The organism is Comamonas sp. 4034, assembly GCF_050434545.1.
Taxonomy (GTDB): Bacteria; Pseudomonadota; Gammaproteobacteria; order Burkholderiales; family Burkholderiaceae_C; genus Comamonas; species Comamonas odontotermitis.
In genome coordinates, this window is the sequence record NZ_JBNDIT010000011.1 from 75,090 (window position 1) to 99,144 (window position 24,055).

General features: G+C 63.3%; 24 protein-coding genes. 20 read left to right on the forward strand and 4 right to left on the reverse strand.

Annotation, left to right across the window (positions count from 1 at the left end; translation table 11 throughout):
* Positions 1 to 67 precede the first annotated feature (67 nt).
* The 4 genes from ABIE32_RS13360 (at position 68) to ABIE32_RS13375 (ending at position 3,121) form a co-directional block, all read left to right on the forward strand.
* Positions 68 to 844: an SDR family oxidoreductase gene (locus ABIE32_RS13360; RefSeq protein ID WP_429016814.1), complete on the forward strand. Its 777-nt coding sequence runs from the start codon at positions 68 to 70 to the stop codon at positions 842 to 844.
* Complete coding sequence (locus tag ABIE32_RS13365; RefSeq protein WP_224152336.1) at positions 837 to 1,238, forward strand: GlcG/HbpS family heme-binding protein; 402 nt, start codon at positions 837 to 839, stop codon at positions 1,236 to 1,238. Before ABIE32_RS13360 ends, ABIE32_RS13365 begins: the two co-directional genes overlap by 8 nt.
* A gap of 129 nt (positions 1,239 to 1,367) precedes the next feature.
* Complete coding sequence (locus ABIE32_RS13370) at positions 1,368 to 2,654, forward strand: TIGR03862 family flavoprotein (protein ID WP_429016816.1); 1,287 nt, start codon at positions 1,368 to 1,370, stop codon at positions 2,652 to 2,654.
* A 2-nt stretch (positions 2,655 to 2,656) separates the two neighbouring features.
* Positions 2,657 to 3,121 (forward strand): acetyltransferase, encoded by a 465-nt coding sequence (locus ABIE32_RS13375; protein WP_429016818.1) that lies wholly within the window; start codon positions 2,657 to 2,659, stop codon positions 3,119 to 3,121.
* Between the two features lie 130 nt (positions 3,122 to 3,251).
* Here ABIE32_RS13375 and ABIE32_RS13380 read toward each other — a convergent pair whose 3' ends face one another.
* Positions 3,252 to 3,887, reverse strand: coding sequence for a GntR family transcriptional regulator (locus ABIE32_RS13380; protein ID WP_429016820.1), 636 nt, complete (start codon positions 3,885 to 3,887; stop codon positions 3,252 to 3,254).
* A gap of 204 nt (positions 3,888 to 4,091) precedes the next feature.
* Here ABIE32_RS13380 and scpA point away from each other — a divergent pair, with 204 nt between their 5' ends.
* The 10 genes from scpA (at position 4,092) to ABIE32_RS13430 (ending at position 15,052) form a co-directional block, all read left to right on the forward strand.
* Positions 4,092 to 6,266, forward strand: coding sequence for a methylmalonyl-CoA mutase (scpA, locus tag ABIE32_RS13385; protein ID WP_429016822.1), 2,175 nt, complete (start codon positions 4,092 to 4,094; stop codon positions 6,264 to 6,266).
* A gap of 47 nt (positions 6,267 to 6,313) precedes the next feature.
* Positions 6,314 to 6,571 carry an antitoxin gene (locus tag ABIE32_RS13390; RefSeq protein ID WP_224152341.1) on the forward strand — a complete coding sequence of 86 codons (258 nt, stop codon included), beginning with the start codon at positions 6,314 to 6,316 and terminating at the stop codon, positions 6,569 to 6,571.
* 23 nt (positions 6,572 to 6,594) lie between these two features.
* Positions 6,595 to 7,011 carry a PIN domain-containing protein gene (locus ABIE32_RS13395; RefSeq protein WP_429016825.1) on the forward strand — a complete coding sequence of 139 codons (417 nt, stop codon included), beginning with the start codon at positions 6,595 to 6,597 and terminating at the stop codon, positions 7,009 to 7,011.
* The gene (locus ABIE32_RS13400; RefSeq protein WP_429016826.1) at positions 7,008 to 7,466 is read left to right on the forward strand and encodes a GNAT family N-acetyltransferase; all 459 of its coding nucleotides are present in this window, start codon (positions 7,008 to 7,010) and stop codon (positions 7,464 to 7,466) included. Before ABIE32_RS13395 ends, ABIE32_RS13400 begins: the two co-directional genes overlap by 4 nt.
* 92 nt (positions 7,467 to 7,558) lie before the next feature.
* Positions 7,559 to 8,596 (forward strand): methylmalonyl Co-A mutase-associated GTPase MeaB, encoded by a 1,038-nt coding sequence (gene meaB / locus ABIE32_RS13405; protein WP_429016828.1) that lies wholly within the window; start codon positions 7,559 to 7,561, stop codon positions 8,594 to 8,596.
* Between the two features lie 94 nt (positions 8,597 to 8,690).
* Positions 8,691 to 10,223, forward strand: coding sequence for an acyl-CoA carboxylase subunit beta (locus ABIE32_RS13410; RefSeq protein WP_429016830.1), 1,533 nt, complete (start codon positions 8,691 to 8,693; stop codon positions 10,221 to 10,223).
* An 18-nt stretch (positions 10,224 to 10,241) separates the two neighbouring features.
* A complete protein-coding gene (locus tag ABIE32_RS13415) occupies positions 10,242 to 10,898 on the forward strand; it encodes a hypothetical protein (RefSeq protein ID WP_429016831.1) in 657 nt (218 codons plus the stop codon).
* A 7-nt stretch (positions 10,899 to 10,905) separates the two neighbouring features.
* The gene (locus ABIE32_RS13420) at positions 10,906 to 11,880 is read left to right on the forward strand and encodes a hypothetical protein (RefSeq protein ID WP_429016833.1); all 975 of its coding nucleotides are present in this window, start codon (positions 10,906 to 10,908) and stop codon (positions 11,878 to 11,880) included.
* A 203-nt stretch (positions 11,881 to 12,083) separates the two neighbouring features.
* Positions 12,084 to 14,132 carry an acetyl-CoA carboxylase biotin carboxylase subunit gene (locus ABIE32_RS13425; RefSeq protein WP_429016836.1) on the forward strand — a complete coding sequence of 683 codons (2,049 nt, stop codon included), beginning with the start codon at positions 12,084 to 12,086 and terminating at the stop codon, positions 14,130 to 14,132.
* A gap of 140 nt (positions 14,133 to 14,272) precedes the next feature.
* Entirely contained in the window at positions 14,273 to 15,052 is a 780-nt protein-coding gene (locus ABIE32_RS13430) for a YdcF family protein (protein ID WP_429016839.1), read from the forward strand.
* Positions 15,053 to 15,151: 99 nt separating this feature from the next.
* On the opposite strand, the gene ABIE32_RS13435 is transcribed toward ABIE32_RS13430, so the two are convergent.
* Genes ABIE32_RS13435 through ABIE32_RS13445 form a run of 3 tightly spaced genes read right to left on the reverse strand, consistent with a single transcriptional unit; the run spans position 15,152 to position 17,524 of the window.
* The gene (locus tag ABIE32_RS13435) at positions 15,152 to 15,754 is read right to left on the reverse strand and encodes a chromate transporter (protein WP_429016841.1); all 603 of its coding nucleotides are present in this window, start codon (positions 15,752 to 15,754) and stop codon (positions 15,152 to 15,154) included.
* Positions 15,751 to 16,383: a chromate transporter gene (locus ABIE32_RS13440; RefSeq protein ID WP_429016842.1), complete on the reverse strand. Its 633-nt coding sequence runs from the start codon at positions 16,381 to 16,383 to the stop codon at positions 15,751 to 15,753. The genes ABIE32_RS13435 and ABIE32_RS13440 overlap by 4 nt, the downstream gene beginning before the upstream one ends.
* 10 nt (positions 16,384 to 16,393) lie before the next feature.
* A complete protein-coding gene (locus ABIE32_RS13445; protein ID WP_429016844.1) occupies positions 16,394 to 17,524 on the reverse strand; it encodes a LacI family DNA-binding transcriptional regulator in 1,131 nt (376 codons plus the stop codon).
* Between the two features lie 177 nt (positions 17,525 to 17,701).
* Here ABIE32_RS13445 and ABIE32_RS13450 point away from each other — a divergent pair, with 177 nt between their 5' ends.
* The 6 genes from ABIE32_RS13450 (at position 17,702) to eda (ending at position 23,895) form a co-directional block, all read left to right on the forward strand.
* On the forward strand, positions 17,702 to 18,247 hold the full coding sequence (locus ABIE32_RS13450; RefSeq protein WP_429016846.1) for a gluconokinase: 546 nt from the start codon (positions 17,702 to 17,704) through the stop codon (positions 18,245 to 18,247).
* A 43-nt stretch (positions 18,248 to 18,290) separates the two neighbouring features.
* Positions 18,291 to 18,797: a TRAP transporter small permease subunit gene (locus ABIE32_RS13455; RefSeq protein WP_429016849.1), complete on the forward strand. Its 507-nt coding sequence runs from the start codon at positions 18,291 to 18,293 to the stop codon at positions 18,795 to 18,797.
* Between the two features lie 11 nt (positions 18,798 to 18,808).
* On the forward strand, positions 18,809 to 20,089 hold the full coding sequence (locus ABIE32_RS13460; RefSeq protein WP_429016851.1) for a TRAP transporter large permease: 1,281 nt from the start codon (positions 18,809 to 18,811) through the stop codon (positions 20,087 to 20,089).
* 119 nt (positions 20,090 to 20,208) lie between these two features.
* A complete protein-coding gene (locus ABIE32_RS13465; protein ID WP_429016853.1) occupies positions 20,209 to 21,237 on the forward strand; it encodes a TRAP transporter substrate-binding protein in 1,029 nt (342 codons plus the stop codon).
* A 181-nt stretch (positions 21,238 to 21,418) separates the two neighbouring features.
* The gene (edd, locus tag ABIE32_RS13470; RefSeq protein ID WP_429016856.1) at positions 21,419 to 23,269 is read left to right on the forward strand and encodes a phosphogluconate dehydratase; all 1,851 of its coding nucleotides are present in this window, start codon (positions 21,419 to 21,421) and stop codon (positions 23,267 to 23,269) included.
* Entirely contained in the window at positions 23,254 to 23,895 is a 642-nt protein-coding gene (gene eda / locus ABIE32_RS13475; protein ID WP_224152355.1) for a bifunctional 4-hydroxy-2-oxoglutarate aldolase/2-dehydro-3-deoxy-phosphogluconate aldolase, read from the forward strand. The genes edd and eda overlap by 16 nt, the downstream gene beginning before the upstream one ends.
* Positions 23,896 to 24,055 lie beyond the last annotated feature (160 nt).

Sequence of the window (24,055 nt, forward strand, 5' to 3'; positions counted from 1 at the left end):
CATTGGCCTATTGTTAATCAACAATGGGATTTTTACACTTTCCGAGACAACTTCAAGGAGTGCATAGATGTCTCAGAAAATCTTGATCACCGGTGCCAGTTCCGGTTTTGGGCGGGGGGCGGCCATTGCGTTGGCTCGCCTGGGTCACACGGTGATTGCGGCCGCTGAAACCTGGCCCCAGGTACGCACCTTGCGCGAAGACGCGGCAAAGGCGGGCGTCCATCTCGAAGTGATCAAGCTCAATCTTCTCGACCCCATCGATATTGCCCATGCGGGGTCCTTCGATCCGGATGTATTGGTGCTGAACGCAGGGGTGATGGAAGGCGGGTCGGTCGTGGACATTCCGATGCAGCGCGTGCGCGAGTCCTTCGACATCAACGTATTCGGGCACCTTCAGCTCGTACAGGCCATCGTTCCGAAGATGGTGGCTCGAAAATCGGGCAAAGTGGTCTGGACCTCTTCCATGGGCGGCATTCTGGTGGTCCCCTTTCTGGGGATCTACTGCGCAACCAAGCATGCCATCGAGGCCATTGCAGGTTCAATGAAAGCGGAGCTGGAGCCCCACGGCGTCAAGGTGGCGACCGTCAATCCCGGTGTCTTCGGCACTGGCTTCAACGAGACGGGCGCCGAGAGCTATGTGCAGTGGTACGACCCGCAGACCGCCGTGGTTCCCATGCCCGACTTTGGCGACAGCCTCGCTGGTCAGGCCGATCCTCAGGAAATGATCGACGCGATGGTGGAGATTATTCCTGCGCAAACCCATCTCTATCGCACCATGCGTCCATTGGCCACCATCGAGGCGGCCAAGCAGTGGCAGCAAACCGAATGGTCCCAAAATGCCTGAGTTGAGCCTGGACCACGCCAGCCGGATCGTGGCGTTCGGGCGCGCAGCAGCGAAGGAGGCGGGTCTGAACGCTGTTTTCGCTGTCATGGACACCGGTGCGAACCTGGTCACCTTTTCGAGAATGGATGGCGCCTGGCTCGCCTCCAACGAATTGGCGATTGCAAAGGCGCGTACCGCCGTGATGTTCCAGGCTCCTACGGAAGCACTGAATGCACCGCTTCAGGTGGGGATGCCGTTGCCGCACTTCGACCACATCCATTCGGGTGGCTTGCTGCTTATGGGAGGCGGCCTGCCGCTGATGAACGACGCGGGACTCCTGATCGGCTCGATCGGGGTCTCCGGAGGAACGCCCGAACAGGACGCGGCCTTGGCGCGCGCGGCATCGATGGCATAAGAACGTGTTTACGATTTCCTCGGATGCGTAGAGATCGTAAACACGCTCTAAAGGGTACCGAATTCCGCCCACAGGGCATTGCAGTTGGTGTAAGGTTCGCCCCCTTGCTGTTTTCGATTGCGCCTTGCCATGACGGTGTCTGTTACTTCCTTCCCTGCTCTCGATGTTGCTGTTGTCGGGGGCGGCCCTGCCGGCCTGATGGCGGCACACCGCCTCGCGCTGCAAGGCTTGAGTGTGGCGGTGTTTGACGGCAGTGCATCGGTGGGCCGCAAATTCCTGCTGGCCGGGCGCGGTGGCCTCAACCTGACCCATTCGGAGCCCGCCGAGCCCTTTGTCGGCCGCTACGGTGCGCAACAGGGTGTGGTGGGCGATTGGCTGAGCGATTTTGGCCCGCAGCATGTGCAGGACTGGGCGCATGGCCTGGGTATCGAGACCTTTGTGGGCACATCGGGACGCGTCTTTCCCACTGATATGAAAGCGGCGCCATTGCTGCGCAACTGGCTGGTGGCGATGCGCGCAGCCGGTGTGCGCTTTGCGATGCGCCATCGCTGGCTGGGTTTTGGCGAGAACAATGCGCTGCGCTTTGCAACGCCGGAAGGCGAGGCGGCGGTGCAGGCCCGCGCCACGGTGTTGGCCCTGGGCGGGGGCAGCTGGGCCCGGCTGGGCTCGGACGGCGCCTGGGTGCCTGTGCTGCAGCAGGCGGGTATCGAAGTGGCGCCACTGCAGGCGGCCAATTGTGGCTTTGAGGTGCGTATGCAGCGCGGCGCCGATGGCACTGCGCAGGCCGGATGGTCGCCGTTTTTCAGCACCAAGTTCGCGGGCCAGCCTTTCAAGTCGGTAGCTATCACTTTTGATAGCAGGAGCGGTAGCCCGTTTGTACGCAAGGGCGAGTTTGTGGCCACGGAGCAGGGGATTGAAGGGAGCCTGGTGTATGCGGTCTCCAGCGCGCTGCGCGAAGCCATCCATGCCGAGGGCAGCGCCACTTTCACTGTCGATCTGCTGCCGGACCACAGTGCGGAGCGCGTGCTGGCTGAAGTGCGTCATCCACGCGGCTCGCGCAGCCTCGCCAGCCACTTGAAGGGACGCCTGGGCCTGGACGGCATCAAGGCCGCGCTCTTGTTCGAGGTGCTGGGCAAGGACGGCATGCAGGATGCCGACCGTCTGGCTGCAGCCATCAAGGCCGCCCCCATCACCGTGACGGCCACGCGACCCTTGGACGAGGCCATCAGTACCGCAGGTGGTGTGGCGTTTGCGGGTTTGACGCCCGGTCTCATGTGCCAGGCCAAGCCGGGCCTGTTCTGCGCGGGCGAGATGCTGGATTGGGAAGCTCCCACGGGAGGCTATCTGCTGACGGCCGCGCTTGCCAGCGGCGTGCGCGCGGCGCAGGGCGTGGAGCGGTTCCTGGAAGGCCGCTGAAAGTGATTGGCACACCTGCACTGAAGATACGCGCATCTACCATCGACGACGGCGTCCGCGTGCTGCAGATCTGGCAGCGCGCGGTGGATGACAGCCACGATTTTCTGGCGGAGGCGGACCGCCATGCGATTGCGCAGGAGGTGGCGGGTTTTCTGCCGCAGGCACCGCTTGTGCTGGCCGTGGATGCTGCAGACCGGCCCCTTGGCTTCATGCTGCTGTCCAGTGGCCCTCTCGGAGGTCATATGGAAGCATTGTTCATCGACCCAGCCAGCAAAGGGCAGGGCGTGGGTACGCTCCTGGTGCGTTGGGCGCTCGGTATGCATCCGCAATTGACGACCGATGTGAACGCGCAAAACCCCCAGGCCATGGCCTTTTACCGCGCGCTCGGTTTTGTGGAGACAGGCCGATCTCCGCTGGACGGCCAGGGCCGAGCCTATCCGCTGGTGCATCTGCGCCACCAAGGCTAGCCAGCGGTTCTGCGACCGCTACGAAGGCAGTTTCAGAAAAACTGGCCTTTTGCGCCCAATGGATAAGCGCTGATAGCTCTCTTAATGATAGCAATGGATGCCACTGCCTGGCGTGCAAACGGCATCCGCGCTATACCGCTGCCGCCAGCCCGTTCCTGAAATGCAGCTTCACGCAGGCCTGGGCGGCGCCGGGGTCGCGTGTGGCCAGTGCCTGCATCAGTTCGCGGTGCTCCTGCAATGATTCCTCGATGCGCCCCGATTTGAACAGCGAGTTGTGGCGGTTGAGCTTCATCACCTTGCGCAGGTCGGCCACCATCTGGCTGAGCCACTTGTTGTCCAGCATCTCCAGCACGCGCATGTGAAAGCGCTCGTTGGCATTGAAGAATTCGTCGCGGTCATTCACCGCCGCTTCCAGCGCGTCATGCAGGGCCTGCAGCTCTGCAATCTGGGCATCGCTCGCGCCCCGGGCCAGTTCGGCGGAGGCGTCGCTCTCCAGCAGGGCCAGCAGGTGGTAGACCTGCAGCAGGTCCTTTTGCGAGACCTCAGTCACATAGGCGCCACGGCGCAGCTTCATCGTGACCAGGCCTTCCGTCGCCAATACCTTCAAAGCCTCACGCAAAGGCGTGCGGCTGATGCCTATTTCTTCAGCAATCTTCAGCTCGTCAATCCAGCTGCCCGGAGGGAGCTGGTTGGCGAAAATGCGCTGCCGCAGGAGCTCGGCAACGTCTTGGTACAGGGCGCGGGGCGCAAAGGTGGGGGTGTTCATCGGTAGGTGGATTGTACAGAAGCTGCCCGAAATTCAAAATTCTGCATTCATAATTATGAATAATGTACACTTGCAGGATGGCACGGGATGGGCCACCATTTCGGGCGAGACCTGCGCAGACAAGAATGCCGCAGCAGCGAATCCCTTCATGGGGCCGTGCGCGCAGGTCTGAATAGACTGATCAACGGATACAAAGCTTGAGACATGACTGATTCCGCAAAGCAAAACACCGCATCCGAGTTTGCCCAGGCCGACCTTGCCGCCTGGGAAAAAGCTGCCGCCAAATCGGCCCCCGGGGGCGACGTCGGGGCGCTGAACTGGGTGACGCCGGATGGAATCACTGTCAAGCCGCTCTACACGGCAGCCGATACCGCCGACCTGCCGTTTGCCGATACCTTGCCTGGTTTTGCGCCCTACATGCGGGGCCCGCAGGCCACGATGTACGCTGTGCGCCCCTGGACGATTCGCCAGTACGCGGGTTTTTCCACCGCCGAGGAATCCAACGCCTTCTACCGCAAGGCGCTGGCCGCTGGCGGGCAGGGCGTATCGGTGGCGTTTGATCTGGCCACACACCGTGGCTACGACAGCGACCATCCGCGCGTGACCGGCGACGTGGGCAAGGCAGGCGTTGCGATCGACAGCGTCGAAGACATGAAGATCCTGTTCAACGGCATTCCGCTCGACAAGGTCTCCGTCTCGATGACCATGAACGGTGCCGTGCTGCCCGTACTGGCGGGCTACGTGGTGGCTGCCGAGGAACAGGGCGTGCCGCAGAACCAGCTCTCCGGAACGATTCAGAACGACATTCTGAAAGAGTTCATGGTGCGCAACACCTACATCTACCCGCCCAAGCCGAGCATGCGCATCATTGGCGACATCATCGAGTACACGAGCCAGAACATGCCCAAGTTCAACTCCATCTCGATCAGCGGCTACCACATGCAGGAAGCAGGCGCCAACCAGGCGCTTGAGCTCGCATTCACCCTGGCAGACGGCAAGGAGTATGTGAAGACCGCCATTGCCAAAGGCATGGATGTGGACGCTTTTGCGGGCCGCCTCTCGTTCTTCTGGGCGGTGGGCATGAACTTCTACCTGGAAATCGCCAAGATGCGCGCCGCGCGCCTTCTGTGGTGCCGCATCATGAAAGGCTTTGACGCCAAGAACCCCAAGAGCCTGATGCTGCGCACGCACAGCCAGACCAGCGGCTGGAGCCTGACTGAGCAAGACCCGTACAACAACGTGGTGCGCACCACCATCGAGGCCATGGCTGCCGTGTTTGGCGGCACGCAGTCGCTGCACACCAATGCGCTGGACGAAGCCATCGCGCTGCCCACCGAGTTCAGCGCCCGCATTGCGCGCAACACCCAGCTCATCATTCAGGAAGAGACCCACATCACCAATGTGATCGACCCCTGGGCTGGCAGCTACATGATGGAAAAGCTGACCCAGGACATGGCCGACGCCGCCTGGAAGATCATCGAGGAGGTGGACGCCATGGGCGGCATGACCCAGGCCGTGGACAGCGGCTGGGCCAAGCTCAAGATCGAGGCCGCTGCCGCCGAAAAGCAGGCGCGCATCGACTCGGGCAAAGAGGTCATCGTCGGTGTCAACAAGTACAAGCTGGCCAAGGAAGACCCGGTTGACATCCTGGAGGTGGACAACGTCAAAGTGCGTGACAGCCAGATCGCGCGTCTCCAAAGCATCAAGCAAAAGCGCGATGCAGCCGCCGTGCAGCAGGCGCTGGATGCGCTGAGCGCTGCTGCGGAATCCGGCGAAGGCAACCTGCTGGGCCTGGCCATTGAGGCCGTGCGCCTGCGTGCCACGGTGGGAGAAGTCTCCGACGCGATGGAAAAATCCTTTGGCCGCCACCGCGCCGACACGCAAAAGGTGACGGGGGTGTACGCAGCCGCCTACGACTCCGCAGAAGGCTGGGACAAGCTCAAAGGCGAAATCGCCGCCTTTGCCGAGGCCGAAGGCCGCCGCCCGCGCGTGATGATCGCCAAGCTCGGCCAGGACGGCCACGACCGCGGCGCCAAGGTGGTGGCCACCGCCTTTGCTGACCTGGGCTACGACGTCGACATGGGCCCGCTGTTCCAGACCCCCGAGGAATGCGCGCGCCAGGCCATCGAGAACGATGTGCACGCCGTGGGCGTCTCGACCCTGGCCGCTGGCCACAAGACGCTGGTGCCCGCCATCATCGAGGAATTGAGAAAGCAGGGCGCAGACGACATCATCGTCTTCGTCGGCGGCGTGATTCCTGCGCAGGATTACGACTACCTGTACAACGCAGGCGTCAAGGGCGTCTATGGCCCCGGCACCCCCATCCCGGCCAGCGCCAAGGATGTGTTGGAGCAGATCAAGGCGAGCTTGACGGCTTGAGTTTTGATATATACCATTGATATATATCTCTACTGGAGGAGCCCACCATGTCCGATCTCGCCATCGCCAAAGTCTTCATGAACGGCCGCAGCCAGGCGGTTCGCCTGCCCAAGGAGTTCCGCTTCGATACCGAGGAGGTGACGGTGGAGCGCCAGGCCGATGGCGCTGTAGTTCTGCGTCCGGTGCCAGCGGATGCGCATGCCGCGTGGCTGGCTCGGCTGGACAAGGTGCTGGGCCGCTTTGAAGGCATGCCCGACGAGATCGAGCGCGACAAGACGCCGCCACGCGATGTCGGTTTTGATTGATTGCTTTCGCCGCACCTTGTCTCATGCCCCGTTATTACCTCGACACCAATATCTGCATCTATGCCTGGCATCGGCAACACGCTGCCGTGCTGGCTCGCATGCGTGCCGTCGATCACACCCGTATGGTGATATCCGCGCTGGTGGCGGCGGAGTTGGCCAGTGGTGTCATGCGCAGCACGCATGCAGAGCGTAATCGCGTGTTGATGGAAGAAGCCTTGTCACTATTTTCGATTGCGCCCTGGGGCGGCGATGCAATCTGGCATTACGGCGAGCAATCCGCTCGCCTGCGCAAGGCGGGCACCCCCATCGGCGCCATCGATCTCATGATTGGATGCCAGGCCCTGGCCGACCCTGACGGCGTGCTGGTCACGCACAACGTGCGCGAATTCGAGCGGATCGAAGGCCTGCGGATCGAGGACTGGATGGAGGCTGCCGAGTGAGACTTTTCTTTGCGCCTGTGGGCCAGGACGATTTCGAAGCGCTGTTTGACCTGCGCATTGCCGCCATGCGCGAGAGCCTGGAGCGGTTGGGTATCTTCAATCTGGACAATGCCCGCAAGCGCTTTGCTGGCCAGTTCGATCCGCAGCACATGCAGCATATCTGCGCAGACCTTGAGGATGGTCAAGGCCCGCAGCGTGCTGGTTTGCTGACGGTGGTGCCCTACCACGATGGCCGTCTCAAACTGCAGCATCTGTATCTGTTACCCGCTTATCAGAACCGCCGGATTGGCGATTGGGCGATGCAGCAGGTGCAGAGCCAGGCGCGGCGCGATGGACGGGCTGTATGGCTGGAAGTGCTGAACCAAAGCGATGCCATCCGGTTCTACGAACGCCACGGCTTTGTGCAGACGGGCGGCGATCCAATCGATCTGCTGTACCAGTGGAGCCCGGTGTAGGGACAGTTGAACATGGTGTTTGCTATAAAAATGATTGCTGATTGCGCCCTGCAGGTAAGCGCTGATAGCCAAATTGGTACAAAGGTGGCGGCATGGGTACAGAGGTGACCGAGCGCGTTGCCGCCATCACGCAAGGCGCCAACCCCGCGCTGCAGCGCCGCGCCATGGCCAAGGCGATCACCTTGCTGGAATCGACCCGCGCCGATCACCGCGCGCAGGGCGATGAGCTGCTGACGGCCATGCTGCCCTTTACGGGTAGGTCGTTCCGCCTGGGCATCAGCGGCGTGCCGGGCGTGGGCAAATCCACCTTCATCGAAACCCTGGGCCTGTACCTGATCGGCAAAGGGCTGCGCGTAGCCGTGCTGGCCATCGATCCGTCATCCACGGTATCGGGCGGCTCCATTCTGGGCGACAAGACGCGCATGGAGCAACTGTCGATGCGGCCCGAAGCCTATATTCGGCCCAGCCCGTCGAGCGGCACCCTGGGCGGTGTGGCCGAGAAGACGCGCGAGGCCATGCTGGTGTGCGAGGCAGCGGGCTATGACGTGGTGATTGTCGAGACCGTGGGCGTCGGCCAGAGCGAGATTGCCGTGCACGGCATGACGGACATGTTCTGCGTGCTGCAGCTGCCCAATGCGGGCGACGACCTGCAGGCGATCAAGAAGGGCGTGATGGAGCTGGCCGATCTGGTGGTCATCAACAAGGCCGATATCGACCCCAACGCCGCAACGCGTGCGCAGGCGCAGATCACCTCCAGCCTGCGCCTTCTGGGGATGCACGGCAATCCAGACCATGCCACCAGCGGCGCGCTGTGGCAACCGCGCGTGGTGCAGATCAGCGCCTTGCTGGGCCAGGGCGTGGAAGGCTTCTGGGAGGCCGTCGAGACCTACCGCAGCCTGCAGACCGGCAATGGCCGTCTGCAGTTGCGCCGCGAAAAGCAGGCCCTGGCCTGGATGTGGGAGCGCATTGACCACGGGCTCAAGCTCGCCTTCCGTGAACACCCTGCCGTGCGCGATATGCTGCCCCAGGTGCAGCAAGAGGTGGCGCAGGGGCGGCTGGCTGCTTCCACTGCGGCAAGAAATCTGCTGTCTGCGCAGAGTGGTGTTGCGCAGGTTGCTATCAAAACATGAGTTAACCGGATTGAGACCGATTGAACCCGATTGAACGAGGCCCTGGCCTCCATCAAGACACAGAGACAACCCAGCAAGCTTCAGAGGATTGAACATGCAAGACATCTTGGTACAACTGGAGAAAAAGCGCGAACTCGCCCGCCTGGGCGGGGGCCAGAAGCGCATCGACGCACAGCACAAGAAAGGCAAGCTCACGGCGCGCGAGCGCATCGAGCTGCTGCTGGACGACGGCACCTTCGAAGAATGGGACATGTTTGTGGAGCACCGCTGCACGGACTTCGGCATGGCCGAGCAGAAGATCCCCGGCGACGGCGTCGTTACCGGCTACGGCATGATCAACGGCCGTCTGGTCTTCGTTTTCAGCCAGGATTTCACCGTGTTCGGCGGCGCGCTGTCCGAAACCCATGCCGAGAAGATCTGCAAGGTGATGGACCAGGCCATGAAGGTGGGCGCACCGGTGATCGGCCTCAACGATTCGGGCGGCGCCCGCATCCAGGAAGGCGTTGCATCGCTGGGCGGCTATGCGGATGTGTTCCAGAAGAATGTGCTGGCCTCGGGCGTGGTGCCGCAAATCAGCATGATCATGGGCCCCAGCGCAGGTGGCGCGGTGTACTCGCCCGCGATGACGGACTTCATCTTCATGGTCAAGGACAGCTCCTACATGTTCGTGACCGGCCCCGAGGTGGTCAAGACCGTGACGCACGAAGAGGTGACCGCCGAGGAGCTGGGTGGCGCCATCACCCACACCACCAAGAGCGGCGTGGCCGACATGGCGTGCGACAACGACGTGGAAGCGCTGATGATGCTGCGGCGCCTCTACAACTACCTGCCGCTCAACAACCGCGAAAAGGCGCCGGTGCGCGCCAGCACCGACCCGGTGGGCCGCGCCGAGATGTCGCTCGACACCCTGGTGCCCGAGAACCCGAACAAGCCCTACGACATGAAGGAGCTGATCCTCAAGACCGTGGACGATGGCGACTTCTTCGAGCTGCAGCCCGAATACGCCAAGAACATTCTGATCGGCTTTGCCCGCATGGCGGGGCAGACCGTGGGCATCGTCGCCAACCAGCCGCTGGTGCTGGCCGGTTGCCTGGATATCAAGAGCTCCATCAAGGCGGCGCGCTTTGTGCGTTTCTGCGATGCCTTCAACATTCCGGTCGTCACCTTTGTGGACGTGCCCGGCTTCATGCCCGGTACCTCGCAGGAATACGGCGGCATCATCAAACACGGTGCCAAGCTGCTGTACGCCTATGCCGAGTGCACGGTGCCCAAGATCACCGTGATCACCCGCAAGGCCTATGGCGGCGCCTACGACGTGATGGCCTCCAAGCACCTGCGCGGCGACGTGAACCTGGCCTGGCCGCACGCCGAGATTGCCGTGATGGGCGCCAAGGGCGCGGTGGAAATCATCTTCCGCGAAGACAAGAACGACCCGGCAAAGCTGGCGGCCCGCGAAGCCGAGTACAAGGCCCGTTTTGCCAACCCGTTCGTGGCGGGCGCGCGTGGCTTTATCGACGATGTGATCCAGCCGCACGAGACGCGCAAGCGTATCTGTCGCAGCCTGGAGATGCTCAAGAACAAGCAGCTCGAAAATCCGTGGCGCAAGCACGGCAATATCCCACTGTAAGGCACCCGGCGGGCGAGCATGCGTATTTCCTGGGTCCCTGTCGCTGTGGTTGCCGTTCTGGCTTTGGGCCAGAGGCTCAGCCATGCGCAAGCGCCTGCCTTGCCGGACATGGCCGAGCGCGGCGTGCAGTGCCAGTTGGTGGAAGATGCCTTGTTTGCGCTGGCGCAGATCGGCTCACGGGATGGGCCCGAATCGCTTTCTGTGCAGAGCGCGCAGCGGCTGCGCGCTGCCATGCAGCCTGAAACCCTGCGCCTGTACGAATCGCTGGCCAAGGGCTACCGAGGCAGCGATGCCTACGACAACGGGGCCGAGGCTTACACAGCGGCCGTGGGCCTGTACGTGGACCGAGCCCTGCGCGCCTGCGCACAGGCCTGGTTTGCCGATGCCGGTGCGCAGCGGGTGGATGCCTGTGCCAAGGCCAACCTCTCGGGTGCTGCGGTTGCCAGCAGCCGGCGGCGTGACATCGCGCCCGCACAGGCCGTGCAGACCGCACAGAAGGTGGCGCCTGTGGGAGAGGCGCTGGCGAGGCAACTGGTGGATTACTTCTACCAGTTTCCTGCAGATGCCTATACGCTGCCCCAAGGCGCCACGCGCATCAGCGGTGGTGCCAAGGAGCAGTGCCTGAGCGGCGCCTGGCCATCAACGGACGCGCGGCCACCAGCCGCGCAGCACTGACACCGCCATGCCGTACCTCCAACGCCCCCGTCCAGCGCACAAATGCCGCTTCAGGCACAGTTTTGCACCTGTGCTGCTGGTGTGCGCGCTGGCCTTTGGCGGTTTGCTCGCCCACGCACAGCCACGGCCAGGAGCCCTGGGCAGCCAGCCATTGGCCGAGGGTGTGCTGCTGGATCTGGGGCCGCTTGCCAACAGCGAAGGCAAGGGCGGGCGGCTGTGGGCGGAAGCCGCCGCGCAGGGCAGCCACGCTGCCGACGCATGCCACCCCAAGGCCTTGCATGTGCTGGTGGATGTGCATGCGCCGCTGGCGTCGGAGGCCGTCGCCCGCCAATGGCTCCAGGCTGCGCACCACCATTGGCAAAAGCTGTGCCCGGCGGCGCAGAGCGTGGGCCTGGTGCGCCTGATGGTGTACCAGGGCTTTGAACTGGTGCCGGATGCGGATGGCAATCTGCCCACGCCCATAGTGCGTGCCACGGCATCGCTCCAGGGCAGGGAGTTGCTGTTCCAGCAATACAGCAACAATGCCACCAGCCTGCAGCGACAGAACGCAGGCCAGCCCGACCAGCGCAAGGAATACAGCGCCAATGCAGACCGGCTGCAGGCCATGGTGCGCAAGTATGACGCCCGGCGTGTGGCGGATCTGCAGGCCATCGACAAGAGCGGCGCGCGCTGGCAGGGCCAGGTGCTGCTGGTGGGGGTGCGGCCCGAGCGCGTGCTCTCACGCAGGGCTGCCACCGTGCGCTCGGCGCACCGCGAAGGCTGGGATGTGACCGAAGCACTGGCCGAAGGCGCCGAAATTGCCAAGTGGGGCAAGGACAGCCGCATGCTGGCCGTCAAGGTCAAGGGCCGCTCGACCGATGTGCGCACGCAGGACCGCATGATCCTGCAGGTGCTGGGCAGCCAGGTCTGCAGCGATCTGGATTGTGAAGACTACCTGCTCATGCCCGGCGGGCAATGGGCACACAACAAGGCGCTGCCCTGAGACGGGCAGAAGACATTGATTCCAAATTCATCAGAGAGACGAAGCACCATGTTTACCCAAATCTGCATTGCCAACCGCAGTGAAAACGGCTGCCCGGCAGGCATTTCTGTCCAAGACGTTTCTGTCAGTTGCTGGATGGAGCCAGCGAGGCTGGCTTCTGCTTCTGCACGCCCTATCGTTTAAAGGTTTAAAGGAATACAAGCATGTTTACCAAAATCCTGATCGCGAATCGTGGAGAGATTGCGTGCAGAGTCATCGCGACGGCCCGCAAGATGGGCATCAAGACGGTCGCCGTCTGCTCCGATGCCGACAAGGACGCCCGCCATGTGAAGCTCGCTGACGAGGCAGTGCACATTGGCGCCGCGCCCAGCCGCGAGTCGTACCTGGTGGCAGACCGCATCATCGCAGCCTGCAAGCAGACCGGCGCGCAGGCCGTGCACCCGGGCTACGGCTTTTTGAGCGAGAACGAGGCCTTTGCCAAGCGCTGCGAGGACGAGGGCATTGCCTTCATCGGCCCCAAGGCGCATTCGATTGCCGCCATGGGCGACAAGATTGCCTCCAAGAAGCTGGCGGGCGAGGCCCAGGTCAACACCATTCCCGGCTACAACGATGCCATCGACACCGCCGAGCACGCGGTGGAAATTGCCAAGGGCATTGGTTACCCGGTGATGATCAAGGCCTCTGCCGGCGGCGGCGGCAAGGGCCTGCGCGTGGCCTACAACGACAAGGAGGCTCTCGAAGGCTTTACCGCCTGCCAGAACGAGGCGCGCAACAGCTTTGGCGATGACCGCATCTTCATCGAGAAGTTCGTGCAGGAGCCGCGCCATATCGAAATCCAGATTCTGGGTGACAGCCACGGCAATGTGCTCTACCTGAACGAGCGCGAGTGCTCCATCCAGCGCCGCCACCAGAAGGTGATCGAAGAGGCACCATCGCCTTTCATCAGCGAAGCCACCCGCAAGGCCATGGGCGAGCAGGCCGTGGCGCTGGCCAAGGCCGTCAAGTACCAGTCGGCCGGCACGGTGGAGTTCGTGGTTGGCAAGGACCAGGATTTCTATTTTCTGGAGATGAACACCCGCCTGCAGGTGGAGCACCCGGTGACCGAGTGCATCACCGGCCTCGATCTGGTCGAGCAGATGATCCGCGTGGCTGCAGGCGAGAAACTCGCCATCACCCAGGCCGATGTGAAGCGCGACGGCTGGGCCATTGAATGCCGCATCAACGCCGAAGACCCGTTTCGCAACTTCCTGCCGTCTACCGGGCGCCTTGTGCGCTTTGCGCCGCCCGAGCAATCCATGTGGCAGGCCGATACCGAGCACCTGCACGGCGTGCGCGTGGATACGGGGGTGTACGAAGGCGGCGAGATCCCGATGTTCTATGACTCGATGATCGCCAAGCTCATCGTGCACGGCAAGGACCGCAATGACGCCATCGCCAAGATGCGCGAGGCGCTCAATGGCTTCGCCATCCGCGGCATCAGCAGCAATATTCCTTTCCAGGCCGCACTGCTGGCGCATCCCAAATTCGTTTCAGGCCAGTTCAACACCGGCTTCATTGCCGAGCACTACAGCCACGGCTTCCATGCCGAAGACGTGCCACATGACGACCCCAATTTCCTGGTGGCGCTGGCCATGTTCCGCAACCGCCGCTACCGTGCGCGTGCCTCCACCATCTCGGGCCAGATGCAGGGCCACAACGTGCAGGTGGGCCACCGCTACACGGCCGTGGTGCTGGGCACGGAGGGGCAGCACCGTTATGTGAGTGGCGAGGTGACCGATTTTGACGCCGAGGCCCGCGTGTGCAAGGTCGTCATCGACGGCAAGACCTACGAAATGCGCAGCAATGCCGAAATCCGTGATCTGGTGGTGTGCGGCAGCTGCAACGGCCAGCCCTTCACCTGCCAGATCGAGCGCGGCACGCCCAAGAACCCGCTGGCGCTGCGGGTGGTCCACAACGGCACCCAGCTCGACATTCTGGTGCTGTCCGAGCTGGGCGCTGATCTGTACAAGCTCATGCCTTACAAGGCGCCGCCCGATCTGTCCAAGTTCCTGCTCTCGCCCATGCCGGGCCTCCTGGTCGATGTGGCGGTGCAGCCGGGCCAGAAGGTGCAGGCGGGCGAAAAGCTGGCCGTCATCGAAGCCATGAAGATGGAGAACATCCTGTTTGCCACGCAGGATGGCGTGGTCAGCAAGATCAGCGCGGGCAAGGGCGATTCGCTGGCGGTGGACGACATCATTCTGGAATTCGAATAATTCCCTTCTGCTCCCAGGCAACACCCGCTGCATGCCGGCGGGTGTTTTTTTGCCACGCGCCTGTGCCTGAATGCTATTATTTTTGATGTTATGGCGCTTAATGGATGAGCGCTGTTGGCCGGTTTTTAATGAAGGATGCGATGACTTTCTTACCAAGGGCGGCGGTTGCCGTCGTGGCCGCAGTGCTGCTGGCACTGGGCGTGGTGCCGCTCGTGTCGGGGCATTTTCACCTGGGGGTGGTGGTGCTGGTGCTGCTGGGCGCAGCCGGCCTGTTGCTGGCCTGGCAGTGGCAGGCGGTGCAGCGCTGGCGTGCGGCCCGGCCCTGGCATGCCACGGTGTGGCGGCTGGGCTGGATCGGGCTGACAGTCTGGGTGGTGAGCGTGGGCTGGCTCTGGAGCCTGCTGGCCGGTGTGGGGCTCGCGCCCCAGGCGGTGCCGCCCGTGGCGGCCATCGTGGTGCTGGGCAGTGGTACGCAGGACGGGCAGCCGCGCCCGGCACTGGCGATGCGTCTCGACACTGCTGCCGAACTGGCAAGGCTGCAACCGCAGGCCGTGGTGGCGGTCACTGGTGGGGTGGATTTTGGTGAGACCGAGAGCGAAGGCATCGTCATGGCGCGTTATCTGGCTGCTCAGCACGGCATGTCCATGACACCCCTGGTGATAGAAGAGGTCAGCACCAGCACCGAGCTGAACCTGGCGCTGACCAAGCCCTTGCTGCAGGCGCGCGGTGTGGATCTGAGCCAGCCGATAGCCATCGTCAGCAGCGATTTCCACCTGCGGCGCGCGCTGCGGATCGCCCACCGCCAGGGTTTTGCGCAGCCGGTGGGCGTGGCAGCGCCGACGCCGCCGCTCACCCGCTTCAACGTATGGCTTCGGGAGTACTTTGCCATGGCCAGCAGTTGGGCGCTTGCGGAGTGGTAGGGTAGTTGCAACGGCTGGACGCCGCCATTGGTGTTATAAAAAACATAGCTATTGGCGCTTGCTGCATGAACGCTACAGGCTAAAAAACCAAAATATGGTTTACACCCAGCCCAGAGCCCCGAGCACAGCGCCCAACCCCAGCCACCACAGCAGATGCCAACGGGTGCGCCATACGAGCAGCATCGTCGTCGCGCTCAGCAGCCACAGGCCGGGGGCCTGCGCCAGGCTGCCATGGTTGCTGGCAAGTACCAGGGCTGTGGCCAGCATCATGCCGATCACGATAGGTGCGAGGCCTTGTTTGAACGCCCTGAGAGCGCGGTGCTCCCGGCGCTTGAAGATCCAGCGCGCGGTACCCAGCATCAGCAGCGAGCTGGGCAGCAGCACGCCCAACATGGTGCAGGCCACGGCCAGTGCGCAATGCGCCCACACCACCCATGTGGGCTGGCCAGCACTGGCGTTGATACCGATCTGCAGGCCCAGCAGCGCAATGAACAGTACATTGGGGCCGGGTGCTGCCTGCGCAATGGCAACCGAGTTGTTGAACTGTGCGGGTGTCAGCCAGGCCTGCTGGCCCACTAGCACGCGGTACATATCGGGCGACGAGGCAATCGCGCCGCCTACCGTCAACAGCGACACCGACAGGAAATAGCCAAACAGGTGCAACCAGTCGGCGGCATGCATGGCAGCCAAGGCTGGGTTCATGTTTCGTCCTTGCTGCCTGTGGTAACCGTTTTGCGGGCGGGCGCCAGGCGCGCATACACCAGTGCGTAGCTGGCGCCTCCCAAGACCAGCAGCACCCAGGCCAGCGGCCAGTGCAGCCAAGCCAGGGCCAGCATGGCGGCAGCGGCAAAGGCGAGGCCCGCCCATAACCCCAGGGGGTTGCTGCGCAGTGACGCGGCCAGCTTGCAGGCCGTGCCCGCCACGAGCCCGGCTGCCACCGCTGCCATGCCACGCACGGCACCGGCCACGGCGGGTGATGCCGACCAGTGGTTGTAGAGCACTGCCAGCGTTATCACAAGAAGCATGGGTACGAGCAGCATGCCCAGCGATGCCGCCAGCGCGCCGCGCCAGCCAAAGTAGCGGTCACCCAGTGTGATGGAGAGGTTAACGACATTGGGGCCGGGCATGATCTGCGCGACGGACCAGTCTTCGATGAATTCCTGGTTGGTGAGCCAGCCACGCTTTTCGACCAGTTCGCGCTGCACGATGGCCAATACACCACCAAAGCCCTGAAGTGCAATCACTGTGAAGGTGGTGAACAAATGCCACAGGCTGCGTGGTGCATGGCGCTGCAGCGTGGTGGGTGGTGGTGTCGATGGCGTGGTTGACATGGCGATGTGATCAGCTGCTTTGCCGCTGCACCAGGGTGTAGCCCAGGTCCAGCCGGGGCTGGGGTACGGACTGCCCGCGTATCAGCTGCAGCAGCATGGTGGCAGCCTGTTCTCCCACGGTGCCGCGTGGCGTGCGGATGGTGGTGAGCGGCGGCACCATCTGGTCGCTGCCGGGCAGGTCGTTGAAGCCGGCAATGGCAATCTGCCCCGGCACCTGCAGCCCTAAACGGGTCGCGGCGAGCAGGGCGCCCTGGGCAATGTCGTCGTTGCAGAAAAAGATGGCATCTACCGCTGGGTGGGTGCGCAGTACCTGTTCAAAAAGCTGCGAACCCAGAGCAAGGGAGGAGCGCTCGGGGTTCAGGATTTCCAGCGACGGATCGTAGAGGCCCGCTGTCTGCAGCGCCAGGCGGTAGCCTGCCAGGCGCTGGAGCACGCGGGCATCGAGCTGCGCACCGCAGAACGCGATGCGCCGGCAGCCTCTCTCCAGCAGGTGCCGGGTGATGGCAGCGCCCGCATCGGTCTGCGAGAAACCGACGCTGTAGACGGGGCTGGGGACGGTGGCTGCGGGCTCGGTTCCGGAGCCGGTGCCGGTGTCGATGTCTTTAGCGGCTGGATCGTGCAATTCCATCACATGCACACGCGGAATGGTGCTGGCAGCCAGCAGCTGCGCCGCGCCCGGGCTGCGGTCAAAGCCTGTCAGCAGCAGGCCGGCGGGGCGCATGGGCAGGTAGGCGCGCAGCAGTTGCTCTTCTTCGGCGCTGTCGTAGTGCGTCACGCCGATCAGCATATGGTGGCCTGCGGCAAACAGCACCTTGTGGGCGGCTTCCAGCAGGTCCACGAACAAGGTGTTCGACAGCAGCGGAATCAGCACCAGCACCTGCGTGCTCTTTTGCGAGGCGAGGGCGCGCGCCGCCGGGTCTGGCACATAGCCCATGCGCTCGGCCACGGCGCGCACCTTGTCGACCAGCGCTGCATCCACGCGCCGCTCGCCACGCAGGGCGCGTGAGACGGTGATCGGGCTCACGCCGGCTTCGGCGGCGACATCGCTCAAGGTGATGCGGCCGCTGGCACGGGAGCGCCGGGCCTCTTTGTCGGTGGCAGATAGGGGCTGGGGGGCCGCAGGGGCCGGCTTGGCGGGCAAGGGATTCTCCTAGGTCTGGCGCGTAGTTATGCGGCTATGATAGCGCTATCCCAATCTTTTCGATACAGGGTTTGCAGTGGCTTGAAGCGAATTTTCGTGTGCTGATAGAAGTGCCGATTTTTCCAGAATATCAAGGCATTGCATTTATTTTTGACTCTATTGGATAGCGCTATCCAGATGACCGAGAACACCATTCCTGCTCCCTTTCCCCCGATTGCCCTGGTTGTCATGGGGGTGTCGGGCTGCGGCAAATCCAGCGCGGGGGAGGCCATTGCGCGGCAACTGGGCTGGCAACTGGTGGAGGGCGATACCTACCATGCGCCCGAGAGCGTTGCCAAGATGGCCGCAGGCATTGCACTGACCGATGCCGACCGCGAAGGCTGGCTGGCGCGCCTGGCGGCCCTGCTGGCCGCGGCCGATGCACAGCACGGCGTGGTGCTGACCTGCTCGGCCCTCAAGCGCAAGTACCGCGATCAATTGCGTGCCGCCCAGCCTGGCCTGGGCTTTGTGTTTCTGGATCTGGATTACGAAACGGCCCTGGCTCGTGTGCAGACGCGGGGCGGGCATTTTTTCTCGCCGGAGCTGGTGGCCAACCAGTTCGCCACCTTGCAGGACCCGCGAGCCGAGCCCGATGTCCTGACCTTGAAGGCGACCGAGCCGCTGGCAGAGATCGCGCTGGCCACGCAGCAATGGGTCAAGGCCATGCCGTTGGCCCGGCAGTGAAAGCAGTGAACCCACCCCAAGAATCAATCACAGGAGACTGACGATGACAACCCCTGACCAGGAAGCGAAAAAGCCCAAACCGCGCATCCAGCGGATGGCAGAAGCCCTGATGGTGCTGGCGTTGGCGGGCATGGTGATCGCCGTGTTCGTCAACGTCGTTCTGCGCTATCTCTTTCATACCAGCATCGTGTCGTACGAAGAGGTATCGCGCCTGCTGTTTGTCTGGCTGGTGGCCATCGGCGCGATTGTTGCGGCATTTGAAGGCGCGCACCTGGGTTTCGATCTGGTGACTTCGCGCGTCGGCCCCGCCACGCGCAAGGCTCTGTTCTGGGTGTCGCAGTTCCTCATCGCCGCTTGCATGCTGATGCTGCTGTGGGGATCGTGGGAGCAGGTGGTGGCAGGCTGGAGCAGCTACAGCACCGTGCTGGGCTACCCGCTTGCCCTGGGCGCGGCGGCGACCCTGGTGCTGTCCGTGGGCATGCTGGTGGTCGTGGCGCGCGATGCGCTGCGCGGCGGCCCGGCGCAATCGGCTGACGCCATGGTGGAATAAGGAGCGCAGCCATGGTCGTGACCCTGATTTTTCTCTCGGTGCTGATTGGCGGTATGGTGATCGGCATGCCGATTGCGCACGCCCTGGTGCTGACCGGCGTGGCACTGATGTGGCATCTGGATTTCTTCGATACCCAGTTGCTCGCGCAGAACCTGCAGGCCGGGTTTGACAACTTTCCATTGCTGGCCGTGCCGTTCTTCATTCTGGCCGGTGAGCTGATGAATGCAGGCGGCCTGTCGCGCCGCATCATTGCGCTGGCGCAGGCCTTTGTGGGCCATATCCGTGGCGGGCTGGGCTATGTGGCCATTGGCGCGGCGGTGCTCCTGGCGTCGATGAGCGGCTCGGCCATTGCCGATACTGCGGCGCTTGCCACCATTTTGCTGCCGATGATGCGCGATCAGAAGTACCCCGACAGCTACAGCTCGGGCCTGCTGGCCTCGGGCGGCATCATTGCGCCCATCATTCCGCCATCCATGCCTTTCGTGATCTATGGGGTGACCACCAACACCTCGATCAGCAAACTGTTCCTCTCGGGCGTGGTGCCGGGCCTCATCATGGGCGTGTTCCTGATCGGCGCGTGGTGGAAGATTGCCGCCAAGTACGACCTGCGTTCCGGCGAGCGCGTGGCGTGGGGCGCGCGCATGAAGGCACTGGCCAAGAGCTTCTGGGCCATGATGATGCCCGTCATCATTCTGGGCGGGCTCAAGGGGGGTGTGTTCACCCCGACCGAGGCGGCCGTGGTGGCCGCCGTGTATGCGCTGTTCGTATCGATGGTGGTGTACCGCGAGATGAGCTGGTGCAAGCTGTACGAGGTGTTTCTGGCCGCTGCCAAGACGACGGCGGTGGTGATGTTCCTGTGCGGCGCAGCCACCGTCACCGCCTACATGATCACGCTGGCCGATCTGCCCAACATGCTGGCCGACAGCTTCTCGGGCCTTCTGGGGCAGCCGATGCTGTTCATGGCGGTGATGATGATTTTCCTGCTGGTGGTGGGAACGGCGATGGATCTGACGCCAACGATCCTGATCTTCGGCCCTGTGTGCGCGCCGCTGGCTGCCAAGGCCGGTATCGATCCGGTGTACTTCGGCTTCATGTTCATCTATGTGGGCTGCATCGGCCTCATCACCCCGCCCGTGGGCACGGTGCAGAACGTGGTGGCGGGCGTGGGCAGGCTGCGCATGGAGGTGGTCATCAAGGGCACGACGCCGTTCCTCTTGGCCTATGTGTTTCTGGCGGCGCTCCTGGTGGTGTTTCCGCAGATCGTGACCGTGCCGCTCAAGTGGATGCATTGACAACGGTTTTTTACTATCTATTTGATAGCTGGTTGCGCTTGATGATTGGGCGCTGAAAACCAGTTTTGTTTCGATATTGATTCAACCCCGGGCCGCGTGCCCAACAAAAGGAGACAGGTATGCGTATCCAATTTTCCAAGCTGACCGTGGTGGGCGCGCTCGTGGGCCTGATGGCTGCAGGCGCGGCCACGCAGGCGCTCGCCCAGGATTTCAAGCCTCGCATCGTGCGCTTTGGCTATGGCCTGGTGGAGGATTCCAACCAGGGGCGCGCGGCGCGCTTCTTTGCACAGGAGGTCGAGAAGGCATCGGGCGGCAAGATGAAGGTGCGCGCCATCGGCAATGCATCGCTGGGGTCGGACACGCAGATGCAGCAGGCGCTGATTGGCGGTGCGCAGGAGATGATGGTGGGCTCGACCGCCACCCTGGTCGGTCTTGCGCCCGAGATGGCGGTGTGGGACACGCCGTTTCTCTTCAGCAACGTGAAGGAGGCGGACGCCGTGCTGGACGGCCCGGTGGGTGAAAAGGTCAAGGCGACGCTGGAGCCCAAGGGCATGGTCGGCCTCGTGTACTGGGAAAACGGCTTTCGCAACCTGACCAACAACAAGCGGCCAATCGCCAAGCTGGAAGACCTGCAGGATGTGAAGCTGCGCGTGATGCAGAACAACGTGTTCCTCGACAGCTTCAAGGCCCTGGGCGCCAACGCCGTGCCGCTGCCGTTCTCCGAACTCTTCACCGCGCTGGAAACCAAGGCGGTGGATGGCCAGGAAAATCCGTATAACACCGTGCTGTCTAGCAAGTTCTACGAAGTGCAGAAGTACCTGACCGTTTCCAACCACGTCTACAGCCCCTGGATCGTGACGGTGAGCAAGAAATGGTGGGATGGCCTGAGTGCCGCCGAGAAGAAGGTGCTGCAGGATGCTGCCATCAAGAGCCGTGATTTCGAGCGCAAGGACACCCGCGAAGAAGCCGCCAAGGCCCTGGCCGACATCAAGACCAAGGGCATGCAGGTGAATGAGCTGCCTGCCGCCGAGGCCAACCGCATGCGTGACAAATTGACGTCGGTCAATGCAGGCATTGCCAAGACCGTGGGGCAGGGCACCTGGGACGCCGTGCAAGGCGCCGTCAAGCAGGCGCGCGAAGCAAAATAAGTAGCAAAAATATGCGCCTGCGCACATTGTGTAAGGCGCGTATGCTATAAAAATAGACAAAACCAAGCGCAGCGCAGACTGCGCCTTGAACGCGGAGGGTGTGTTGGCGGTCTGCGCGCAAGGCACAGGCCACCAGGGCCCGTGAGGAGACCGCAGACACGCCCATACAAAGGAAATCCCCATGACGCCACTCCACCCGATTCTCCAAGCGGTCACCGACCGCATTCGCAGCAAGAGCGCAGCCACGCGCGGCGACTATCTGGCCCAGGTGGATGCGATGGCGGCGCGCCCGCCGCAGATGCGCTCCATGGGCTGCGCCAACGTGGCGCACGCGGTGGCGGGCCTGCCGGGCAAGGACAAGATCCGCATCGTCGAGGAAAAGGGGCCCAATGTCGGCATCGTTACGGCATACAACGATGTGCTCTCGGCCCACGCGCCGTTTGCCGGCTACCCCGACATTCTGAAGGACGAAGCGCGCCGCCACGGGGCTACCGCCCAGGTGGCTGGTGGCGTGCCAGCCATGTGCGACGGCGTGACGCAAGGCATGCCGGGCATGGAGCTGTCCCTCTTCAGCCGCGACACCATTGCCATGGGTACCGCCGTGGCGCTGACGCACGACACCTTTGATGCCGCGCTGATGCTGGGCGTGTGCGACAAGATCGTGCCCGGCCTGCTCATTGGCGCGCTGCATTTCGGGCACCTGCCAATGGTGTTCGTGCCTGCGGGGCCGATGAAATCGGGCCTGTCCAACGGCGACAAGGCCAAGGTGCGCGAACTGGCGGCCCAGGGCCTGGTGGGCCGTGAAAAATTGCTGGAGGCCGAAATGGCCGCCTACCACGACGCGGGCACCTGCACCTTCTACGGCACCGCCAACAGCAACCAGATGCTGCTCGAAGCCATGGGCCTGCACGTGCCCGGTACCGCCTTCGTCAACCCGGAGGATGGCGAACGCGAACTCCTCACGCGCGAAGCCATGCGTACCGTGCTGGGCATCACCCATGGCAAGCGTTTTGCGCCCATCGGCCGCGTGGTGGATGAGCGCTGCATCGTCAACGCCATGGTGGCGCTGTTGGCAACAGGCGGCTCCACCAACCACCTCATCCACTGGGTGGCGGTGGCGCGCGCGGCGGGCATCGTCATTGACTGGAACGATTTTGAACAGCTGTCGTCGGTGGTGCCGCTGCTGGCGCGCGTGTACCCCAATGGCGCAGCCGATGTGAACCAATTCCAGGCCGCAGGCGGTCCGGGCTACGTGATCGGCCAGCTGCTGGCCGCCGGACTGATGCACGGCGATGTGCTGACCGTGCGTGACGAGGGGCTGTTGGCCTTTGCCCGCATTCCGCATGTGGAAGCGGGCCAACTGGCGTGGAAGGACGCGGGCGTGTCGGGCGACACCGATGTGCTGCGCCCCGTGGATGCTCCATTCAGCCCGACCGGGGGCCTCAAACTGCTCACCGGTAACCTGGGCCGCAGTGTGATCAAGGTCAGCGCCGTGCCGCAAGACCGCCATGTGCTGCGTGCGCCTGCCAAGGTGTTCGATTCGCAGGACGCCTTGCAGGCCGCTTTCAAATCGGGTGAACTGGAGCGTATCTGCCAGACCAACGGCCACAATGGCGTGGTGTGCGTGGTGCGCTGGCAGGGCCCGCAGGCCAACGGCATGCCCGAGCTGCACAAGCTCACGCCGCCGCTGGCGGTGCTGCAGGGCAAGGGCTACATGGTGGCGCTGGTGACGGACGGACGCATGAGCGGTGCATCCGGCAAGGTGCCGGCGGCGATCCATGTATCGCCCGAGGCGCTGGCCGGGGGGCCGTTGGCCAAGATTCAGGATGGTGATGTGGTGCTGCTGAATGCTGAAACCGGTATCATGCAGGCCGAAGTGGAGGCGGCCGTGTGGAATGCACGCGAGAACGCCACAATATCGGCCGAGCAGTTGCGCGCCAATGGGCGCGGGCTGGGCCGTGAACTGTTTGCCGGATTCCGGCGCAACGCGACGAGCGCAGAAGAAGGGGCTTGCACATGGCTGAGCAACTGACAGCTTTATCGATCATGCAGAACGCACCGGTCATTCCGGTGATCGTGCTGCACGATGTGGACCACGCCGTATCGATGGCCAAGGCCCTGGTGGGTGGCGGCATCCGCGTGCTGGAGGTGACCTTGCGCACGCCGCAAGGCCTGCCCAGCATCGAGGCCATTGCCAAGGCGGTGCCCGAAGCCATCGTGGGGGCTGGCACCGTGCGCAGCAGTGCCGACGCCAAGGCCGCCGCAGCTGCGGGCGCGCGCTTTGCCGTGAGCCCCGGTTACACGCACGCCGTGGGCCAGGCCTGCCGCGATCTCAAGCTCCCGCTGCTGCCCGGTGTGGCTACCAGCAGCGAAATCATGCAGGCGCAGGAAGATGGCTTCAACGAGCTGAAATTCTTCCCCGCCATGCAGGCCGGTGGCATCAACATGCTCAAGGCCTGGCAGGGCCCGTTCGGCGAGGTGCGCTTCTGCCCCACCGGAGGCATCACGCAGGCCAATGCGACCGAGTTTCTGGCGCTGAAGAACGTGGTCTGCGTGGGCGGCTCCTGGCTGGTGCCGACCGACACGCTCGAGCGTGGCGACTGGGAGCGCATCACACTGCTGGCGCGCGAAGCCGCAGCCTTGCCCCGCAAGGCCTGAGAGGAAGCCAATCCGGCGCTGGCGTGCATTGAGGCCAGCCGATTACTCCTGATTGAATAGCAAAAAGCCCGCGGATCCGTGCAGGATCAGCGGGCTTTTTTCGTGGATTTGTGATGAATCCAAACAAAGTTTTGTTAAATCAAAGTACCGCAGTTTCATA